Annotated in this window: 18 protein-coding genes; 3 read left to right on the top strand and 15 right to left on the bottom strand. The window is 55.7% G+C overall.

Annotation, left to right across the window (positions count from 1 at the left end; all coding sequences use genetic code 11):
- Window positions 1–167 precede the first annotated feature (167 nt).
- The 4 genes from PUT07_RS07765 to PUT07_RS07780 form a co-directional block, all read right to left on the bottom strand.
- Window positions 168–1,613 carry a DEAD/DEAH box helicase gene (locus PUT07_RS07765; protein ID WP_274467262.1) on the bottom strand — a complete coding sequence of 482 codons (1,446 nt, stop codon included), beginning with the start codon at window positions 1,611–1,613 and terminating at the stop codon, window positions 168–170.
- A gap of 31 nt (window positions 1,614–1,644) precedes the next feature.
- The gene (locus PUT07_RS07770; protein WP_274467264.1) at window positions 1,645–1,977 is read right to left on the bottom strand and encodes a DUF3024 domain-containing protein; all 333 of its coding nucleotides are present in this window, start codon (window positions 1,975–1,977) and stop codon (window positions 1,645–1,647) included.
- Between the two features lie 38 nt (window positions 1,978–2,015).
- Entirely contained in the window at window positions 2,016–2,492 is a 477-nt protein-coding gene (locus PUT07_RS07775) for an alpha/beta hydrolase (protein WP_274467265.1), read from the bottom strand.
- Between the two features lie 112 nt (window positions 2,493–2,604).
- Window positions 2,605–3,747, bottom strand: coding sequence for a serine hydrolase domain-containing protein (locus PUT07_RS07780; protein ID WP_274467266.1), 1,143 nt, complete (start codon window positions 3,745–3,747; stop codon window positions 2,605–2,607).
- Between the two features lie 200 nt (window positions 3,748–3,947).
- Here PUT07_RS07780 and PUT07_RS07785 point away from each other — a divergent pair, with 200 nt between their 5' ends.
- The 3 genes from PUT07_RS07785 (at window position 3,948) to PUT07_RS07795 (ending at window position 6,788) form a co-directional block, all read left to right on the top strand.
- Window positions 3,948–4,535 (top strand): AAA family ATPase, encoded by a 588-nt coding sequence (locus tag PUT07_RS07785; protein ID WP_274467267.1) that lies wholly within the window; start codon window positions 3,948–3,950, stop codon window positions 4,533–4,535.
- 173 nt (window positions 4,536–4,708) lie between these two features.
- Window positions 4,709–5,731, top strand: a complete 1,023-nt coding sequence (locus tag PUT07_RS07790) for a LacI family DNA-binding transcriptional regulator (RefSeq protein WP_274467268.1) — start codon at window positions 4,709–4,711, stop codon at window positions 5,729–5,731.
- Between the two features lie 148 nt (window positions 5,732–5,879).
- The gene (locus PUT07_RS07795; RefSeq protein ID WP_274467270.1) at window positions 5,880–6,788 is read left to right on the top strand and encodes an ArsR/SmtB family transcription factor; all 909 of its coding nucleotides are present in this window, start codon (window positions 5,880–5,882) and stop codon (window positions 6,786–6,788) included.
- 179 nt (window positions 6,789–6,967) lie between these two features.
- On the opposite strand, the gene PUT07_RS07800 is transcribed toward PUT07_RS07795, so the two are convergent.
- The 11 genes from PUT07_RS07800 to PUT07_RS07850 all read right to left on the bottom strand — a co-directional run bounded on the left by PUT07_RS07800 (window position 6,968) and on the right by PUT07_RS07850 (window position 20,733).
- Window positions 6,968–8,149: an MGDG synthase family glycosyltransferase gene (locus PUT07_RS07800; RefSeq protein ID WP_274467272.1), complete on the bottom strand. Its 1,182-nt coding sequence runs from the start codon at window positions 8,147–8,149 to the stop codon at window positions 6,968–6,970.
- Window positions 8,146–8,823, bottom strand: a complete 678-nt coding sequence (locus PUT07_RS07805; protein WP_274467273.1) for a phosphatase PAP2 family protein — start codon at window positions 8,821–8,823, stop codon at window positions 8,146–8,148. The genes PUT07_RS07800 and PUT07_RS07805 overlap by 4 nt, the downstream gene beginning before the upstream one ends.
- A 222-nt stretch (window positions 8,824–9,045) precedes the next feature.
- A complete protein-coding gene (locus PUT07_RS07810) occupies window positions 9,046–9,573 on the bottom strand; it encodes a hypothetical protein (protein WP_274467274.1) in 528 nt (175 codons plus the stop codon).
- A 68-nt stretch (window positions 9,574–9,641) separates the two neighbouring features.
- Window positions 9,642–12,317 carry a YhgE/Pip domain-containing protein gene (locus PUT07_RS07815; RefSeq protein ID WP_274467275.1) on the bottom strand — a complete coding sequence of 892 codons (2,676 nt, stop codon included), beginning with the start codon at window positions 12,315–12,317 and terminating at the stop codon, window positions 9,642–9,644.
- Window positions 12,318–12,923: 606 nt separating this feature from the next.
- The gene (locus PUT07_RS07820; RefSeq protein WP_274467276.1) at window positions 12,924–13,373 is read right to left on the bottom strand and encodes an SRPBCC family protein; all 450 of its coding nucleotides are present in this window, start codon (window positions 13,371–13,373) and stop codon (window positions 12,924–12,926) included.
- On the bottom strand, window positions 13,366–13,545 hold the full coding sequence (locus tag PUT07_RS07825; protein ID WP_274467278.1) for a DUF1059 domain-containing protein: 180 nt from the start codon (window positions 13,543–13,545) through the stop codon (window positions 13,366–13,368). Before PUT07_RS07825 ends, PUT07_RS07820 begins: the two co-directional genes overlap by 8 nt.
- 41 nt (window positions 13,546–13,586) lie before the next feature.
- Window positions 13,587–14,045, bottom strand: coding sequence for an SRPBCC family protein (locus tag PUT07_RS07830; protein ID WP_274467279.1), 459 nt, complete (start codon window positions 14,043–14,045; stop codon window positions 13,587–13,589).
- Complete coding sequence (locus PUT07_RS07835) at window positions 14,014–14,352, bottom strand: ArsR/SmtB family transcription factor (RefSeq protein WP_274467280.1); 339 nt, start codon at window positions 14,350–14,352, stop codon at window positions 14,014–14,016. The genes PUT07_RS07830 and PUT07_RS07835 overlap by 32 nt, the downstream gene beginning before the upstream one ends.
- Before the next feature lie 282 nt (window positions 14,353–14,634).
- Window positions 14,635–16,422 carry an allophanate hydrolase gene (atzF, locus tag PUT07_RS07840; RefSeq protein WP_274467282.1) on the bottom strand — a complete coding sequence of 596 codons (1,788 nt, stop codon included), beginning with the start codon at window positions 16,420–16,422 and terminating at the stop codon, window positions 14,635–14,637.
- Window positions 16,423–16,437: 15 nt separating this feature from the next.
- Window positions 16,438–20,058, bottom strand: coding sequence for an urea carboxylase (uca, locus tag PUT07_RS07845; protein WP_274467283.1), 3,621 nt, complete (start codon window positions 20,056–20,058; stop codon window positions 16,438–16,440).
- Between the two features lie 24 nt (window positions 20,059–20,082).
- On the bottom strand, window positions 20,083–20,733 hold the full coding sequence (locus tag PUT07_RS07850; RefSeq protein ID WP_274467284.1) for an urea amidolyase associated protein UAAP2: 651 nt from the start codon (window positions 20,731–20,733) through the stop codon (window positions 20,083–20,085).
- Between the last annotated feature and the right edge of the window lie 13 nt (window positions 20,734–20,746).

A 20,746-nucleotide genomic window follows, 5' to 3' on the forward strand; every position in this document is an offset into this window, starting at 1 on the left:
TTATTCACCCCAAATGTCGTGTTTTCTCTAGTCTACCCTCTGCACGGGAATCGAGTAAGTCAATTCTTTGACTCATTTGAGTAAAATTTTAACCTGGCACGAATCTTATTTTGACCTAATCAGCAAAAAATCCGCTAAGCCTAGGCCGGCTTAACGGATATTTCCCCTTACTTATTCGCTTCATGCACCTTCAATAGTTTGCCTTTGATCGTCGTATGCTTCATAACCTGGAGCACCATTGGACCTTTGCCGTTCAAAATATCAACATACGACGCCGTATCCCCGATCGAGATGATTCCGATATCGGCTGCCGTCACGCCTTCAATTTTGGCTAGCGTGCCGACGAAGTCTACCGCTCTGATTTTTTTCTTTTTCCCGCCGTTAAAATAGAGCTTCATGATGCCCTTGTTCAGTTCATCGCTGCGATCCCGCTTCCTGACAGGAGTCGCCTGCAGCTTCCGGTCAAAGGCCGGTCTGCCCGCAGCGACTTCTTCCTCGGTCGGAGCGTTCCTGCGCGGAATGGCGAAGCCCAGATAAGCTTCGATCTCCGGCAAGTACCGTTCCTCGCCGGGTGTGAGCAAGGTGATGGCTTTGCCCGTCTTGCCGGCGCGGCCCGTTCTTCCGATCCGGTGGACATAGCTCTCTTTCTCCATCGGCAGGTCATAATTGATGACATGCGTGATGTCCTCGACGTCGATGCCCCGCGCCGCGACATCCGTAGCGACGAGGAACCGGAACTCCCCCCGCTTGAACGCGTTCATCACGAGGAAGCGGTCGTCCTGCACCATGCCCCCATGGATCTCATCGCAGGGATACCCGAGGCCATCCAGCTGCCGGAACAGGTCGTCCACCCGCTCTTGGGTACGGCAAAAAATGATGCCGTTCTCCGGATTCTCCGTCACCAACAGATCCTTAAGGACGTTAAATTTCTCCCCTTCCGTTACGGGAACCAGGGCGTGTTCGATCTGGACCTTGGCCGCTTCCGGCGTCTGAATTTCAATATCGATAGGATCCATCATGTATCGGTGGCACAGTTGCTCCACATCCTGCGGAAGTGTCGCAGAGAACAGCATCGTCGTACGGTCCTCCGGCACCTCGCCGATGATCGCCCCCACCTGCTCGATGAACCCCATCCGCAGCATCTCATCCGCTTCATCGATAACGAGCATCTTCACCTTCTCCAGGTCCAGTGTGCCCTTCTGGATATGATCCAGCACGCGTCCCGGCGTCCCCACGACGACGTGACACTTCTGGTTCAGCTCCAGCTTCTGCCGGGCGAAAGGCTGCTTGCCGTACAGCGCCACCGCCTTCACGCGCTTGAACCTGCCGATGTTGGTTATATCTTGTTTCACTTGGTCCGCAAGCTCCCGGGTCGGCGTCAGGATCAGCGCCTGCGGGCGGTTCTCCTCCCACACCGCCAGCTCGCAGACCGGGATGCCGAACGCTGCCGTCTTCCCGCTTCCTGTACGCGACTTGACCGTCACATCCTTCTCCCGCAGCACAACGGGAATGACCTCATGCTGCACGTCAGTCGGCTCCTCATAGCCCAAACTGTGCAGCGCGCGGATGATCTCCTCGCTCAAACCGTAGTCTGTAAAACGTCTAACCGCCATGAATGAACGCCCTTTCTTCTATAACCTGGCCTTAGCCCCAAAAAACACCCGTGTTGTCCTGATCGACGAGCTGCAGCTGCTTCTCAAAATCAGAATCCGGCGCGATATGATCAACATAATGCCACTTATTCTTGCTGTCTTTCCAATAAAGCGACCATTTATCGGTTTCCATTCTGAACTGCGCGAAATCTCTTTTGGTCCACTCCGTACCTATATAAGGAGGTCTCTCCTCGACGAGCGTCACACTGTTACCTCTAAACTTGTACGCCAGCCTTATCTGATCTCTATAAGCTTTGGGTATTTTCTGGTCAACATATCTTTTTAGTATGCTATCGAGACGTCTTTTCGTAAATTCATCCATCATGATCTCCCCCGGAATCATCTTTATTTTTCCCAACTATCTCATAATCTTGCCAAAAAAGCCACCGGAAGCAGCAAACGCGCTTCGGATGGCTTCATATCTGTCACATGTGCCGCAATGCCCGGCTTGATAAGTCCGGGAAGAACGGATACATGGCCTTCCCCCTCAAACTCTTTGCACGCCACTTGCAGCGCATCCTTCGGCAGCAGCACCAGGCGCTCGTATAGGGCCCTGGTATTCTCGGTCATACGGCTAGGGTGCGCGCCCTCCAGTTCGCCTGCCGTGATCAGCAAATTCAGCTTCTCATCGACTTGCTCCGCATAGATTCGGAACCAATCTTCCTGCTCGCGGATCAGCCTGGGATTCCAATGGATCGAAGGGTTCCCGGCCACATATGTCTGGAACGTCTGAGGTCTTGTGAACAACGTCTGCAGAACGAATAGCCCTCCCAGCGAGTGGCCGAGTATCGCCTGCCGCTTGCGGTCGATGGCGTAATCGCGCTCGACGCGCGGCTTCACCGCATCGCCTCCACGCTCCGCTTACTTTTATCTTGGTAGAACACGAGCCTCTGCTTAGTCAAATAAAAAAGAAGCTGCCGCGGCAGCCCCTCCGTTTTCTCTCTACCCTTTTTCATTCATGTCTAAAAGACTGCACAGCCTGCTCCAACTTGGCACAGGCTTCTTGGTTCTCAGGCAGCGGCTTATCCGATCTGATCGCCTGCAGCACATGAAGCAGCAAATATTCCGGCATATCCACGTCCGGCGAATTGGCGGTGGCCGCCACGACGAGCTGCAGCTCGGGGATCACAAAGATCCGTCTGCCGCCTGAGCCGGAGGCATAGTACAGATTGTACGGCTTCTTGCCTCCTCGTACGAGTCCCTTCTCGAGCGTTTTGGACCACCAATACAATCCATAACCGCCCTGTGTGCCGTTGCTATAATTAAGGGTGACACGCTTCTGCAGCGAATCCCGAATCCACGCTTTGGGAATGATCGTTTGACCGTCCCATTCGCCTTCTTTCAAATACAAATAGCCGATCTTGGCCATATCCCGCAGCGTTAAAGCCAACGCCCACGCGCCAATGGTTCGGCCCTGCGGATCCTCGTTCCAACTCACCTGATCGATGCCCAGCGGACCGAACAAGCGGGACTTCGCGTATTCCAGCATAGATTGGCCCGTTGCCTTGTACAGTACAGCTGACACCAAGTGCGCATCGCCGTTGCTGTAATTGAATAGCGAGCCTGGCTCGACATAGCCCGGGCGTCCTGTAATGTACTGCACCCAATCCGGAGAATACATCATCTCGGTAGAGGAGCTTTCGTTCGTATTATCCCAAGCTATGCCTGACGTCATGCTGAGCAGATGCTTGATCGTCATTCTGGACTTCAACCGGTCATTGGCCAGCTCCGGGAAGAACTCCGCCACTTTCTGGTCCGCGCTAATAAGCTTCCGTTCATGTAAAGCAATGCCGACCAGCGCGGAGGTCACGCTCTTGGTTACGGATTTGAGATCCTGCGGCACATCCTCCTGCGTGCTCGCATTGTAAGCCTCGGCAACCAAATACCCGTTGCGGATCACAGCAACACTATGTACACCTTGGCTGCCGAACATCTCCAACGTTTTGGCCAGCGTTCCTGAGAACATGCCTTGCGCTTCCGGCGTGCTCGTTCTCCAACCTGCGGTTGGCCAATATGCCGCGGTCGACTTTTGTGCGTTTGATGACAGTATGGTTTTACTTTCCGACTTCCATGTAGGTTGCGGGGTTCCGGACATCTCTATCTATCCTTCCGTTTGGATTTAACCCTCTTTTTCTTTTCTTCCTAGCTTACATGAAAAGTATGAAGCAAATATGACGAAAAGCTTAATAAAACCTTAACTTAAGCTGAACATAAGCTGAAATCATGGCCGTAACCGCTCTTATGTTACAATATGCGTAACGACTTCCCGTCACGGGAACCCTTTCGGAGGATGACATGAGCAAACTGATCTTTTTCTTAGGACCTGCGGGAGCAGGCAAAACGACACTGGCGGAGGCATGGGCGCGCAAGCATGGCGGCGCCTTTCTCGATATGGACACGCTGCTGCGTCCGGCGGCGGCGGCCATTATGACCTTGGCCGGGAAAGATCCCGAGGACCGGGATTCCCCGTTTTATAAGCAGCACTGCCGCGATTTGGGCTATCGCATCACGATGGACGCTGCGCTTGAGAATGCCGCCCTGGGCTTGGACGCCATCGTGATCGGACCTTTCACCCGCGAAATCGGCGATCCCGCTTGGCTCGACCGGGAGCTTGCGCGCATCGGGGCTGCAGCGGCTGGAGCGGTTGAAGTGAAGGCCATATACGTTTACCTTCCATCCGACGAAGCTTACCAAGCGCGAATTCGCGCGAGAGGCTCGGCCTTGGACGTCTGGAAGCTGGACAATTGGGAGCAGTTCCGGCCTGCGCTGCAGAGAAATGAAATCAAGTGGCCGCTAGATGCGGCATCGCTGCTCTATTTTGACAACTCGGGACCGTATTCGCCGGACAAGCTTGCAAAGCTCGAAACGTTTATTGGGAAATGATGGGCGGGATGGACGAATGGGACGGACAAAAGAATCGGTCCCAGGAAGATTGACATTTAAATTGACAATACAATAAATGTAAAGCAATCATCCTAGAACTCAACTTTACAAAATTCCTCATGACGGATAAAATTCAAGTAACAAATCTTTCTGCTCAAGGGGCTATTATTCATATGAACGCCAAAACTTCCATGCAAGACATTGCCGATCGGCTCGGCATATCCAAGAATGCCGTCTCGTTGGCCTTGAATCATAAGCCAGGCGTCAGCGAGGAGCTGCGGATGCGGGTATTCGAAGCCGCCCAAGCGCTGCATTATCCGGCTGAGGCCAAGCCCAAGAAGAAAATGAGCCATCTGCTCGTTTTGGTGCCCGAATCCATCCAGAACGATAAGAGCTGTTACTATCAAGTGTTCTGGTCGATCGAGCAGAGAGCCAAAGACCTCGGCTATACCGCCATTATTAGCGGCGTAACCAAGGAGATGGAACAACGCCTTGCCCTGCCTGATCTCTATTACGAGATCGCGTTCGGCGGCATGCTGATCGTCGGCGCCTTCCACCCGGACTATATTCGCAAACTCAGTGCCGCAGGATTGCCGCTTGTCACGGTTGATCATAGCTATGACGGCCTGCAGCTGGACGCCGTCGTAACCGCCAACGCGGACGAAGCCTACAAGATGACGTCGCACCTGATCCGGCTCGGCCACCGGCGGCTCGGCTTCATTGGCGCATCCCCGATGACGAAGAGCATCAGGGACCGCTGGTACGGGTTCAACAACGCTCTCGCCGATGCCGGACTGGCCGCCGATGAAGCGCACTGCCATCCCGGTTCTGCCTCCAGAGCGTACGAAATGACGGACGCAGCGCGAGAGGAACTGGCTTCATATGTGAATGCGCTGAAGCCCGACGACCTGCCTACCGCGTGGTTTTGCGCGAATGACCGGCTGGCGATCGCGCTCATTCAGCTGCTATCGGCCAAGGGCATCCGCGTGCCGGAGGATGTGTCCGTCGCCGGCTTCGACGATATCGAATCCGCGCAGCTTATCATGCCCCGGCTCACGACCATCCGGGTGCAGCGCGAGCAGCTGGGCCGCGAGGCCGTGGACGTCCTAATCCGGAAGCTCGAGCATGGCGGCAGTCCGGCGAAACTAGCCGTCTTCGGCGAGCTGATCGAGCGGGATTCTTGCCGGCGGATCTGATCGTCAGGCGGAGACTACGAAGAACGTCCCTCGGGCTATGCGCGGGGGACGTTCTTTTTTTGGGGCAGTGATTCTAAAGCCTCGGCCATTGTTAAATTAACCTGCAAGTTATACAATAAACTAAAACATTAAGATTGAGGTTATCTCTATGCATATCGAAGTCTCTACCAAAAATATGGCTTTTCTCGAATGTTTCTCCTCGGAAACACGCGTAAAAATGATCGAGCTCCTGCAGCACGAGTCTCTCAATATCAAGCAACTCTCGCAGAAGCTCGATATTTCCTCGGCCATCGTAACCAAGCACGTTCAGAAGCTCGAGCAAGCCGGCATCCTCGTCTCCGAGAATACGACGGGCATTCGAGGAACCCAGAAGATCTGCCACCTTAACCTGGAGCAAGCGGTCCTGCAATTCAGGCCCAAGAAGCCTAGCGAGCTCCCGACCAACACGATCGCCATCCCGGTCGGCCAGTACGCCTCCTTCGAGGTCAAGCCCACCTGCGGACTCGCCTCTTCGACCCAACTGATCGGCGTCTTGGACGATCCGCGGTATTTCGCCGATCCCGGTCATGTGCACGCCGGCATTCTGTGGTTCGCCAGCGGCTACGTGGAGTACCGCATTCCCAACTTCCTGCACAGCAATCAGAAGCTGCGCACGCTGGAGATCTCCTTCGAAATCTGCTCCGAAGCACCGGGGTACAACGAGAACTGGCCGTCGGACATCTCGTTCTATATCAATGACGTTCCCCTCGGTTACTGGACGAGTCCGGGCGATTTCGGGGCGCAGCGGGGAATTCTGACGCCCGATTGGTGGAGCAGCAGCAATACGCAGCACGGTCTGCTCAAAGTGATCACCGTCAGCCCCACAGGCTCCTATCTGGACGGCACCCAAATATCGGACACGACGATCCAAGACCTGTCCGTCGCCTTCGGCAAGGATATCACCTTCCGCATCGCGTCGCTGGAGAGCTCCGCCAACTGCGGAGGCATCACCTTATTCGGCAAAAGCTTCGGCAACTACGCACAGGATATCGTCGTCTCGATGCATGAGGACAAATAAGCTTTACGACCCATAATCGTCAAGTACAACAGCCGCCGATTCCCGCCAAACTCTTTTTCCCGCCCCACAATGACTTGTTGACAGCAAACTTGACAGCACCAAGCAACCGAGTATTTTCGCCAACATCTCGCATCGTTTTGCAGGACAAAAAGAGGGAGGAACCGCCAAAAAGTCAATGATCAGCCATTGGCATAGGAGAAGCGCATGTCTTCCGATTGCGGAATGAAGTGGTGCCGGGTTTCGAAGATCGCATTCAACATATGAATGGCATCCCCTTGCTGTTGGCTCATCTTCACGTTCTCCTTCAACTTGGACAACAAGGACCGGTTCGCGATCACTTCAAGCAGCTGGTTTTTCAATTCCTCCGCGTTCTTCGCTTGAATCGCCGCTCCGAGGCCAACCAGATAGGCAGCGTTCTCCTGCTCCTGTCCGGGGATCGGCTTATAGAGCATCATCGGAAGCTCCAGCGCCATCGCCTCAGAAATCGTCAGGCCTCCGGGCTTCGTGATGATGAGGTCCGATAAAGCCATCAGCTCGTGAACGTAATCAACGAAGCCCGTTATCTTCACATGATGGCGCATCTTCATACTGCCCAGCTCCTCCTCCAGGTGCAGCCTGAGCTTCTCGTTGCGTCCGCATACGAAAATAAACTGTACCGGCGCCGTCAGCTCCTCCGACTGCAGCACGGACTTGAACTGCTTGCCGATCAAGCCGTGTCCGCCGCCCATGACGAGCACAGTCGGCATCTCCCGGTGCAGCCCATGCTTGTCGCGGAGCGCCATCCGGTCGTACTCGCGAGTGAACGGCATTCGCAGCGGAATGCCCGTCACGACAATTCGCTGCTCCGGCACCCGGTAGCGCAGCAGCGCTTTCTTCACATGCTCCGCTCCGACCAGGTAGCGATCCGTTCCCGGATGAACCCAATAACTGTGATCCGTGTAATCGGTCATTACCGTCACCGTGGGTACCGTAGTCCATCCGTTGCATTTCAAATACGACATCGCCGCGGCGGCTCCAGGAAATGTGCAGACCACTTCCGTCGGCTCCTCTTCGTGCAGCAGCTCCAGCATGCGGTCCGTGCTGAACGACTTCATTTTTTTGAAGAGATGGGAGATGGTGTTATCCTCGCGCGTCTTGCGGTACAAGAAGCCATAGAGCGACGGCAGGCTCTTCACCCACTGCATATAGCAGTATTTGCCTACCCCATGCAGATAAGGGTGTGTCCACTCCAGGAAATCCACGACTTTCACATCCGCATCCGGCCTATGAAAGCGAGTCGCCTCGAGAATAGCTTGCGCCGCTTTATTATGTCCGTCCCCCAGGCTGCCTGTCAGGATCAAGAGTTTGTCCCTGCGTTTCATCTTCTTAGTCCTCCTTCAAGCTTGCTTTGCCGTGTTGCGGCCGGAATAGAAGGCTGTGCCAGCCAGCCTCGTCTTGCACGTTCCAAGATATAGATCACGCCTTCCGCTACAAGAATGGCTCCTGCAATGTCCAGCAGAACATGCTGTTTCACGAATTGCGTGGATAGGATAATGAGCACCGCCATACAAGAAACTATTATTTTTGAAATTCTCGCCGCCTGTCTGGATCGCAAATACGCTTTCATCATCAGGTACGAGGTCAGCACATGTGTACTTGGGAAGCAGTTGAACGGCTGATCCGCCCGGTACACCCACTCTACCATCCGCAGCAGCCAATCGCTGCCGGTTAGCTCCGGCCGAGGTACAGTAGTCTGATATATGGCATACACGCCATAGCAAAGCAATAAGCCTATCACGAATTCTACAACTGTTCTATAGTAATTCCGGCGATCCTTGTACGCCATATACAGAAATCCTGCCAACAGGAACAGATACCAGGACAAATAAGGGACAACAAAAGCTTTCAGAAAAGGGATTTGCCGATCCAGGTCCGTGACCAGGCTGTAAGCACCATCCCCGCCGTGGTTCAGCTCCACATAGATCAGGCCTACCAACGGGATCAGCAGCAGCATGCTGCAGGCCAAGCAATAAGACCACAACGAACTTATTCTCACTCCAATCACTCGCTCTCCTTCATATTATCTTCATGATAAAGGAGAACCGCCGCCATCTAAACGCACTAAGGTACTGTCTTTCTTTAGCCAAAAGTCTTGATAAAACCTAGACCAAAGGCTAAGTTCTAAATGCCCGGACAAGTCATATAGGCAGCCTTCGCATAGCAAAAACCCAAGGCACATACCTCGGGTTATTCCGTGCTCTCGCTAACCATTCTTCCCTTACTTTCGCTTGATGAAACGCACACCTCCATATAACAGCGCCCCCAGCAGGCATGCGGCAACGATAGGCACCACAGCGCCATTCATAGGCGTATTCCCATCTGCCGTTCCTTGCTTGGCGTCGTCCGGAATGGGAATTTCCCTCTCCTTCAGATATTCCAGCTCCCGGGCAGCATCTGCCGTCATTTTGGTCGGCGAACATAAGGGATGTTCCCAGTCTCCGTCTTTCTTTTTCAAGAAGAAAAGATACTGCGTCCCCCGCCGGCTCGTTCCCCAAGTAAGATCCTCCATGGCGGTAATGTTTCGCTCTTCCAACCCTTTGAAGCTGGTGAGCACGGTCAATTTCAGCTCTTTGCCGCTTCGCCGCTCATGCACCTCATCGACATTAGCCACCACAACCGCATCATAGTACGCATAACTTTCTTCAATGGAGCGCGGAGCCGCGCAGGATAAGGCGAAAGCCCGGTCAGGCAGCAGCGCGGCACAGATGACCATAGCAATCAACAATATGTGGAATCTCATTCTCATCACATCACCCTCCTCTACCATCAAAGACGCAATCCGGCACGCTTTGTTGCATGGTGAGGGCAGGATATTCAAGAAATCAGTTTGGTTCGTTTCGCCTTCTCGGCAACCCGCTTCGTATAGCCGCTGAGCGGCTTTTTCAGGGCTAACGCCAACACATAGCAGACGAGGATGAACAGGCAGAGATAGAGGATATCCTCCAGTACAACCCCAAGCAGCATTCCGCCTACAGCCTCACGCATCGCCCCGACCGCATAAGTGAACGGCACAAAGGGGTTCAATTTCTGGAAGAAAGGCGAAGCCGTGCTTACCGGGAACGTCCCTCCCGAGCTTGAGAACTGCAGGACAAGGAAAATAATCGCGATCCCTTTGCCGATATTCCCAAACACGGAGACAAGCGTGTACGTAATCGTGATGAACACTGCGCTGACCAGCAGCGCGATCAGAACAAACCAAACCTTATCCACAACATACGTTCCCAGCAGATACATATCCCCAATGGTGACAATGAGAGCTTGAAAAAAGCCGACCGTAAGGAAAATCATCATCCGCCCAAAATATACATGGTGCGTCTTGAACGAGTCATCCAAGTTATCCACATCGACTCTCATCAGAGAGACGAGCAGCATCGCCCCCACCCACAGGGATAATGTCGTGTAAAAAGGCGACATCGCCGAGCCGTAGTTCGGGATGGGGAATTTCTTGTCCTCCTTAATGAGCACCGGACTCGCAAGAAAATCGCTCTGCTTCTGGATATCGTTCTGCAGCAGCCGGAGAATCTCCTCGACACTGCCGCTTCCCTGCACCTTGCGGATTTGATCCGCCGCTTTGTGCACGGCCGCTTCGAACTCCGGCAGATCGCTGCGCACGAGATTGGCCGCCAGATGCACGGCATCCTCCACCTCCGGCAGCTTCGTCCGGTAAAGATCCGCCACCCTGCGGATGTCTTCCTCCGCTGCGGGCAGATCGCTTCGAATGAAATTCGCGGCTTCATGCAGCTTCTGCTCAATGCGGGGCAAGTCATTGCGGATGAACGGGGCCGCCTCGTTCATACCGGTGACGAAGGCGTCCAGCTTGCTCTGAAGCGCCGTAGACGCCTCATGCACCTTGGCGCGGATTTGCGGCAGCTCTTTCTGCAGGGCATCGAGCTGGGTCTGGGCATAATGAATGCCGTTCTGCGCATCCGTCAAAATTTGCTTGATGTTCGGCAGCTGCCCCTTCAACGTTTGAAGCGTGCTGCCTGCGTTCTGGGCGATGCTCAGCAGTTGAGCCAGCGCCTTGGTCATATTCGGCACGATCTCCGTGTCATACTTGGCGAGCAGGCCGCCAAGAGCTGCGCTAGCCTCTTTGGATAACAGGTTCAAATGATTCACAAGCTCTTTGGCCGGCTGTTCGCCGCGGCTGATGGCGGATTGCAGCTTATCCACAGCTTGAATCTGGTTCGCTATATTCGACTGCACACTCTTAAGCCGTGAGATCGCATCGGTGAACGGGCTATTGGGCAAATACGCGTTCAAGCGTGTGAACAGATCAATCATGCTGTCGAGTACAGATGAGCCTGCCGACAATCGCTCGGTAACCAGAGCTAGCGCAGCCAGCGCCTTCTGAGGGTCGACATTGGCATCCTGGAGAACGCCTGTCAGTTGAGTGACCGCGTCCGCCGTTTGCTGCAGCAGGATCAAATTTTGCTTGACCACCGGAATCAAAGCTTGGAAGGCGCCCTCATTCTTTTGCAAAAAATTCGCGAGCCCTTCGGCAAAAGCGCCCCCTTGCTCCGCAATCGCCTCTATTCTAGGCAGCGTATTCAAGGCCGAGCTGACGATTTCGTCAGCTCTTCGAGAGGTGTCGACGGCGGTATTCAGCACCTCCTCGACTTGGCCGAAGTTCTGGTCCAGCTCCGCGATGCGGCTGGCAGCCTTCTGGATGTCCGGCAGCTTCTGCTGGATCACCAGCACCTCCTGTGCGACAGCCGCAATCTTCGGCCAACGTTCCTCGATCTTCAGCACCGTGTCCGCCGCACGGTTGATATCCGGGATTTTCTGCTCGAGCTGGACGATCTTCTGCCCTTTCTCGCGAATCTCAGGCAGCTTCTGCTCCAGCGCCAGCGCCTTTTCCCCCATTGCTGTAAGATCCGGCAGGCGCTTCTCCAGCTCCAGGACTTTGCCCTCTATATTCCGAATCGTCGGCAGCTCCTTCTCCAAATCGACGCCGATCTCTTTCATGCGCGTCAGAATCGAAGTGCTTACCGTTTTGATAAAATTCTCACTGATTTGCTCCGTGACGCTGGATGCGCCTTTACTTGTGATTTTGGGCGCTACCGCATTGATTTTCTCATTCACCGTATATACAATTTCCGGTTTCTCCAAGGATCCGTCGATAATGCTCGTGATCTTGCGCGAGAAATCCTCCGGAATAATCAGACTGGCGTAGTAATCGCCGTGCTCCACGCCGCGCAGCGCCGTCTGATCGTCCACGAAGGTCCAGCCGAGCGTATGATTGTTTTTTAAATTATCCACAACCTCATTACCGATATTGATCGTCTTGCCCTCGACCGTTGCCCCCTTGTCGTTGCTCGTTACCGCAATTCGGATTCCCGATGTATTCGCATACGGATCCCACATCGCCTCAAGGTTAATCCATGCATACACAGACGGCAGAATAGCAAGCGCAACGATGAGGAGAAGACCTGTAGGCACCCTCCACAAGTTGGTCAAATCTGTCCGATAGATGCTCCAAACTTTTTTCATCGCGCTCCACCATCCCTTGGCATTTGGTTATTAATGTAACCGGAGTCGTTCGTACGCATGCAAACCGCTTGTTCGCAATTCCCGAAAAACACGTACCCCCATGTGGATAACCCTTTCTGTGGATATGTGTACAACGCGGATCACACCTTTTCCGTACTGGGGATTGTGGACTTGTTGATACTGTGAGTAACTTTGTGGATAAATGTGTATTGCTTGTGAGTGGAGCCGGAAAAAAGAGGGAGGAAGCAGGCAGGTTGGAGTGATCTGTTGAAGGCCCTGAGGAGGCGAGGCGGTGAACGTACATCAAGGAGCGAAGATGCGGAGGCAAGTGCGGGAAACTGAATGTGCGGCGAACATCATCAACAAGTAAAAGAGTAAAGATGCAGCGGGTGCGGTGAGGGCTTTGCAGAGGCGACGGCAAATTGAGGGTAGTTCGTACTGCAGGAGGGAGTGAACGGGCGTGTAGATGAGGGGAGAGCCCGCGGAGGACGTGGTTTAGCATACAGGTACGACCGGAAACGTCGAAACGTGAAAAAGAGGGAGGCACCCGACACCTTGCGGCGGCACGTGAACCTCCCAACTGTTTAATGATGAGATGCAAGTTCTTTAATTCTCCAGCAAAGCCTTCAGCTTTCGCAAATCGTTCTTGTTCGCTCGCTTCATCATCAAAGACATGAAAGGAGCGAAGACGGCCGAGAACCCCGAGGGATTCCCCCTGTTGCGCAGCGTCATTCGAGTAATCCGCTCGCCAACCGGTTCCCACGTATACGTCGTTTCCATCGGAAAAGGGCCGTCAACCGTGCGCATCACGAGCTTGCTGCCAGGTATATACTCGGCAAATTCATACACATAAGACAGCTCCTTGCCTAAGAAAGCTGCCTTGAACGCAACCTTCGAGCCTGCTCTCAATGGCTTCGGCGTTCGCCACTCGGCTGATTGAATGTTAACATACCATTCTGGAGCATGATCCGGATCCGAGGCGAAAGCAGCGACCTGTTCGGCAGGGCGATTAATCCTGATTTCCGTAAAAACGTCGACCACGTACGTCCTAGGCACCGACTTTGAGCTGCTCGTCTTTGTTCATCAGCCATTGTTCCAGCATCTCAACCGTCATGCTCTTCAACATATCGCCATGATCCTGGATAGCGTGGTGCCACATCGCGGCCTCGACTTTATATTTGTTATCGTCCGTTATTTGAAATCCGCAGTTACAAACTAATGTGTTCATCCTATTCATTCTCCTTATCTCCACATTCAATTTATTAGTGTTTAGTGCATAGCTTTCTCAGACCACGGATCCTTACCCGGATCCTGATCTTGCGCCGCCGACTGCAAGCGAGGCATGTAATGCGACCAACCCTGTACGTGAGAAGCAACTTCTGTCGCAGGCAAGTTATAGTGCGTCAAAACCAGCAGTGTGCCGCTGTCTTGGGGTGTCAGCCGAAATTCAACGGTGCTGGAGCCGGGAGGAACGACTCCGGATCGTTCCCACCCCCAAGTCATAACAATCTTCTCATTGGGGATAATCTCTTTGTATTCTCCCATCGCGATGTCGCTTCCATTGACATCGATCCGGTATTTGCCTCCGATACTTGGATCGAGCAATACGTGGCGGCCCATCCAACGAACCAATTTGTCCGGATCCGTGAAAAAAGAGAACAGAGTCTCCGGCCGGCATTCGATGAAAATCTCCTTCTTAATCGTGTTTTGACTGCTCGTTGTTTCCATATTTTCTCCTCTCTTCCTCTTCCGCGGCTTCCTTCAGACGCAGCAAGCTGTCGTCCCAGAAGCTCTCGATATATTGCATCAATTCGGCGAATCCTTCCCTCCTAATGCCGTAGAATCGTTTGGTACCGGCCCGTCTGACAACGACGAGTCCGGCCTCTTCAAGAACTTTGAGATGCTGTGATATTGCCGGTGCTGAAATGTCAAAATGCGATGCAATGGCGCTGGAGGTCAGCTCCCCTTCACGGACGAGACGTAAAATGTCCCGGCGCCTTGGCTCCGTTATTGCGTGGATGGCTTTATCGATCATGGCATTAATTTAGCATATACTTAATTAAGTGTCAACTTAAATAATAATGCCGCACTCCAACCTCTTTTCATTTATTTTGACCTTGAGCCTAACCTGTTATGTCATTCGCCCGTCCGTCGCAGTCGAAGCAACACAAGCTCTGGACCTTATGACAAAAGCCTCCAAGTCCACAGTTCGTGGATATGGAGGCTTTTCATTAGAAATCGGCTGCACTCAGCACAAAACCAGTAAGTGACCATCGTGAAGTCCGTTAGAGGAAGCGGACCGGTCCCGCCCGCCGGCCTAAAGCGGCACCACTTGGCGCCAGCCGCCAAGCGCCGTCACATCTTCCGCGCCCGCAGCCGCGTAAGCTTCACACACAAAGCCCGGGACCTCCGTACCGTCCCGGAGCTCAACCTTGCCGATCCCGAGCGGAGCCGGAATCGCCGCCGCGAAGCCGCCGAAGGCATCCAGCGGCATCTCCCAAACCTCCAGGGCGATCGCCGCGCCGCCCTGCTCCCGCTTCACGAGCCCCGGCTTCGCCGGCGTCGTCGGCAGCTTCACGAGGCTGTACTTCGCGGCGGTTTCATCCTCACGGATGAACCGCGCTCCACAGCCTAGCATCTGCCGCTCCAGCGGATAGCCTCGCATATGCAGGCCGCAGACGGCGACGAGCGTCGTCGCCGGAGCAGCGCCCGCACATGCGACCGCTGCCGCCTCCGCCGATGCGCTCGCTTCCGCCAAGATCAGCTCGGCCGCGCCGCAGATCAAGCTCTCCTCATCGGCAAGCCCGAAGAGGGTGATGCCGAACGGCGTGTGCGGCGCCGCCTCGCCCGCCGGTATGGCCACCCCGCACAAATCGAGCAGGTTGCAATGATTCGTATAGCGCCCCATATCCCGATTCGTCGCAATCGGGTCAGCCAGCACCTGTTCGCGGGTCCACGTCCCGCCGCAGGTCGGCATGGCCAGCACGGCTCCGCGCAGCAGCTTGCGGGTCTCCAGCTTGATCCGCTGAAGCCGGTGCATCGCCCGAAATACCGATGCGGCATCGTGTTCAGCAGCCGCGCCGGAGCGTAGAATTCGCTCTGTCACAGGGTAGATGGCGTCCGGGTTCTCATCGACGAATGCACCAAGCGCCGCCCAACGTTCCGCAACCCACGGCCCTTCGTACAGAATGGCCGCCGCTTGGGCGAACATAGCGACATCCACGTAAGCGATGGGCAGATTCAGCTCCTTCAGTCGAGCCACCGCGCGGCCCCATGCCGCTTCATACTCAGAAGCATATGGACCGTAGAAGGTAAGCGGCCCGTCCGGCAGCAGCAAAGCTTGCGGCAGTCGTGAAGCTTCCCTGTCAACGCTGCGCGACCAAGGATCGTCAGCATGAAGACCGCGCACCGCTTCGTCCACGGCAAGCGCATCTTCCAGGCTGTGCGCGAAGACGGTGACGCAGTCCAAACTTGCGCAGGCCGGCACGACTCCTGTGGTTGGCCAAGCGCCGAGACTCGGCTTATAGCCAACCAGCCGGTTCAATGCGGCCGGCACGCGGCCCGAGCCTGCCGTATCCGTGCCAAGCGAGAAGGCTGCTTGGCCGCGTGCCACGGCAACGGCGGAGCCGGAGCTCGAGCCGCCGCTGATCAATTCGGGACGCAGCGCGTTATGCGTATCTCCGTAAGGGCTGCGCGCACCGACCAGACCCGTCGCGAACTGGTCTAGATTCGTCTTGCCGACCGGGATCGCTCCTGCGGCAATCAATCTCTCCACAACGCCGGCGTGTTCTTCCGGCGTATAGGCGTAGGCCGCGCAGCCTGCCGTCGTCGGCACGCCGGCCAGATCGATGTTGTCCTTGATGGCGAATGGAATGCCCCAGAGCGGTGCATCCGCCTGATTTATATCGATCAATCGGTCCAAGTAAGGCTGGATGTGCGTCAGGGAAGGCGGCGTAATCCAGATATTCATCTCCCTTTCACTCTCCGCCCGCTGAATGATCGCAGCGACAACCTCTAGCGGCGACCATGCGCCAAGCTCATAGTTATCCCGAAGCCATGGGATCGTCAGCTGCTCGGGAAGTTCTTTCTCATCGGCTTTCGTCATTATGAACACCTCTCCTTAAGCAGATTGGGCGATGCCGAGAATCAGCTGCCCGGCATGGACTTGATCCCCCGGCTTCACTTGAATCATCGACACATACCCGTCGCACGGCGCATGCTGCGGGAATTCCATTTTCATACTTTCGAGAATCGCTAGTTGGTCGCCCTTCTTCACTTGCTCACCCGGAGCAACAAGCACCTTCCACACGCTGCCCGGCATGATGCCCCGCACGGCGACCGTGCCTGCCGGCAGCTCATTCTCCGGCTGCACGCTGACGCTCTCCTGTTCGGATACGTATTCTGCGAGACCTTGCGCTTTCCAGCTTTCACGCTCTTCCCTGAAAGCAGATTGCTGATTCTTGCGGAACTCTTCCGTGCCGTCCTCAATGGATGTCAGGAATTGCAGATATTCCCCGAGATCGAAAGTCGTTTCCTGAATGTCGGCTTCGAACCTGCCCCGAGGGAAATCTTCACGCAGCTGCAGCAGCTCATCGGGGCTAACTTCATAGAATTGAATCTGGTCAAAGAACCGGAGCAGCCATGGTTTCCCCGCCTTGAAGCTCTCTGTGGACCTCAGTCGGTTCCACATCTGAATCGTCCGTCCGACGAATTGGTAGCCGCCCGGACCCTCCATTCCATATACACACATGTAGGCACCGCCGATACCTACGGCGTTTTCCGGCGTCCAGGTGCGTGCCGGATTATATTTCGTCGTAACCAGCCGGTGACGCGGATCGACCGGAGTGGCTACCGGGGCGCCCAAATAAACGTCACCAAGCCCTAAGACCAAATAGTTGGCGTCATAGACGATCTTTTTCACGTCATCAATCGTGTCCAGCCCGTTAATGCGGCGAATGAACTCCAGATTGCTCGGACACCACGGCGCATCCGGGCGCACCCCTTGCTGATAGCGCTGAATGGCCAGCTGTGTCGCCGGATCGTCCCACGAAAGCGGCAGCCGCACGATACGCGACGGCACGCGGAACTGTTCCAGCGGCGGCAGCGCGGCGTCGATCTCGACAACTTTGGCGCATGCCTCGCTGACGGTGATTTGCGACGGATCAATATGAATTTGCAGAGAACGAATGCCAGGCGTTAGATCCAGGACAGGAATCACACCGCTTTCCACAATGGCTTGCATCAAAGCCTGCACCTGGAAGCGCAGCAGCAGATCCAATTCCAGCTCGCCGTACTCCACGAGCAAGTTCTGATCGCCGCAGCAGCGGATCGTGATCGGGAACCTGCGTCCTGCGGCTCTGTGATAGAGACGAGGGTATTCCGGCGTAATGTCACCATGAACAGCAGGCAGGTCGATAGCCGGCAGCTGCTCGAATTGCCCCCTGCCGATAGCCGCAAGCAGGCTCTCCTGCTCCTCGCGCAGCGCCTCCGCTTGCGGAAGCGTCAGCAGCCGGAACCGAATCGTATCGCCCGGATGAAGCTGTCCCAGCTTCCAGAACTCCGCCGAAGCCGTCGTCACCGGACATACGAACCCGCCTAGACTAGGACCATCCGGTCCTAGCAGAATCGGCATATCCCCCGTCAAATCCAATGTACCGATCGCATAGGCATTATCGTGAATATTGGAAGGATGAAGCCCCGCTTCGCCTCCGTCTTCCCGCGTCCACAGCGGTGCCGGACCTTTCAGCCTAACGCCTGTTCGCGAGGAGTTGAAATGCACTTCCCAGCTCGTTGCCGTCAACTGCTCGAGGTACTCCGCACGAAGGAATTCTCCCGTGCAGTGCGGTCCCGGAATGACGCCGATCGTCCACTCCCGGGTCATCGCAGGACGATGCCGCCCTGCAAGCACTGCCGCTTCCTGTACCGGACTGCCGCCGGCATTCACCTCGAGCACGTCTCCTGTCCGGAGAGCACGACCGCCGTGCCCGCCGAAACCTCCGAGCGTGAATGTCGAGGAGCTGCCGAGAATCTTCGGCATATCGAAGCCTCCGCTGACCAACAGATAGGTCCGCATTCCTTCCTTGGCCTCGCCGAAGCTGAGCACTTGGCCGCGAGCCGCTTGCACCGGGGTATACATCGGGACAGCAGCTCCATCAAGCTGAGCCTGCATATCCGCCCCGGTAACGCAGAACCACATCCCGCTGCGGAATTTGTAAGACCCTCCGCGCAGCGTCAACTCCAATCCCGGCGCATCGTCCGCGTTGCCCAGCAGCTTGTTGCCGATCCGGAACGAGAACGGATCCATCGGTCCGCAAGGCGGCACCCCCACATCCCAATGGCGAATGCGCCCCGGGAAGTCCTGCACGGTCGTCTGGATGCCGCCGTCGACGACTTCGAGCGCCCGCATGGCAGGCTCGAACGCAGTCAATAATTGCGTGTAGACGTTGCCGTCCACGCAGTCCTGTTCCTGCAGGAGAGCCTGCAAATACTGCAGGTTCGTTGTAATGCCATACATGCGCGTCTCGGACAACGCTGCGATCAGCTTGCGGATCGCGTCCCGGCGATCCGTGCCGTGGACGATAATTTTGGCCAGCATCGGATCGTACAAGGTCGTGACCGTCAGACCGTCCCTGACCCACGTTTCGTTGCGCGCCCCGCTTGAGAATACCGCCCGGTCCAGCTGTCCCGCGCTCGGGCGGAACTGCTGCAGGCAATCCTCCGCGTATATGCGCGCTTGAATACTGTGTCCCGACGGCTTACGGACTAAGGACTGCAGATCGGCAAGCTCACCCGCCGCTTCGCGCACCATCCATTCAACCAGATCGATTCCCAGCACTTCCTCCGTGACACCGTGCTCCACCTGAAGTCTTGTATTCACTTCCAGGAAGTAGAACTCGCACGTCTCCGGATCGTACAAATATTCCACCGTGCCCGCGCTGCGGTAACCGGCCTCCGCCGCCAAGCGCTTCGCCGAAGCGAACATCGCCTCGCGGACATCGTCCGACAAGTTCGGCGCCGGGCTCTCTTCAATGACCTTCTGATTCCGGCGTTGAATGGAGCAATCGCGCTCGCCAAGGGCCACCACCTCCCCGAAGCCGTTGCCGAATATTTGCACCTCGACATGGCGCGCCCGGGCGATATATTTCTCAAGGAACATGCCGCCGTTCTTGAAATTCGTTTCCGCCAAATGGCGGACGCCGTCATAAGCGGCTCGCAGCGCCGCCTCGTCCGCGCAGACGCGCATTCCGATGCCGCCTCCGCCGGCCGTGCTCTTGAGGATCACCGGATACCCGATCCGCGCAGCTTGGGACAGCGCTTCTTCGAGCTCCGTAATCAGCGGTGTTCCCGGCAGCATCGGCACGCCCGCTCTTTCTGCGATTTCCCGGGCGGAATGCTTGAGACCGAACATCTCCATTTGCTCCGGCGTCGGCCCGATGAACACAATTCCCTGCTCGCGGCAAGCTCTGGCGAAGTCGGCGTTCTCGCTCAGGAAGCCATATCCCGGATGGATTGCCTCCGCGCCGGTTTCCCGCGCCGTTCGTAGTATCAGTTCCATATTCAGATAACTGTCCTTCGCCGGCCCCTCACCGATCAGAACCGCCTCATCCGCTCCGTCCACATGCAAACTATCTTGGTCCGCAGCCGTATATACCGCCACGGATCGGACTCCCAGCTTCTTTAACGTACGCTCAATACGAGCGGCGATGGCACCGCGATTCGCGATAAGCACTTTGGTAAACATCCAACCCACTCCCCTTCGTCCTGTCTATTTCCCCCAAATGAACACCTGAATCGGCGTCGGATTGTACGCATTGCAAGGATTGTTCAGCTGCGGGCAGTTGCTGATCAGCACCATGGAGCTGCCGAGCGACTCCACCTCCACATAGCAGCCCGGTGCAGATACGCCGTCGTCGAATTTCAGGCCGCCCTCCGCCGTTACTGGAACATTCATGAAGAAGTTGATATTCGGCGCCAAATCCCGCTTCGTATATCTGCCGTCATGCTTAGCCAGCTGCAGCATAAAGGTGTCTCGGCAGTTGTGCATCGACAGCTTCTCGTGAGCGTAACGCACGGTATTGCTTTGCGCCGAACACGAGCCGCCGACCGTATCATGACGTCCGCACGTATCGGCTACGATACGCAGCAGCTCCTTGCCCGATTCCGCCCGCAGCACGGAGCCTGCGGTTAGATAGATGTTCCCTTGACCCGCTATCGTCGCCGTCGCACTGTAATGATCCTCCGGATTCTCAGCATCGTAGAACAGCGTATCCGCCGCCTGATTCCCTTCCAGATCGACAATACGCAGCACTTGGCCCGGTTTCAGCTCGCGCATCCACCCGTCCCCCGCTTGAATGATTTCGCTATAGATGGCCTCCTCGACGCCGCGAGGGCTTTCCACTCGATTAAATACCGCCATAACCGTTCCTCCT

Source organism: Paenibacillus sp. MAHUQ-63, from assembly GCF_028765165.1.
Classification (GTDB): domain Bacteria; phylum Bacillota; class Bacilli; order Paenibacillales; family NBRC-103111; genus Paenibacillus_E.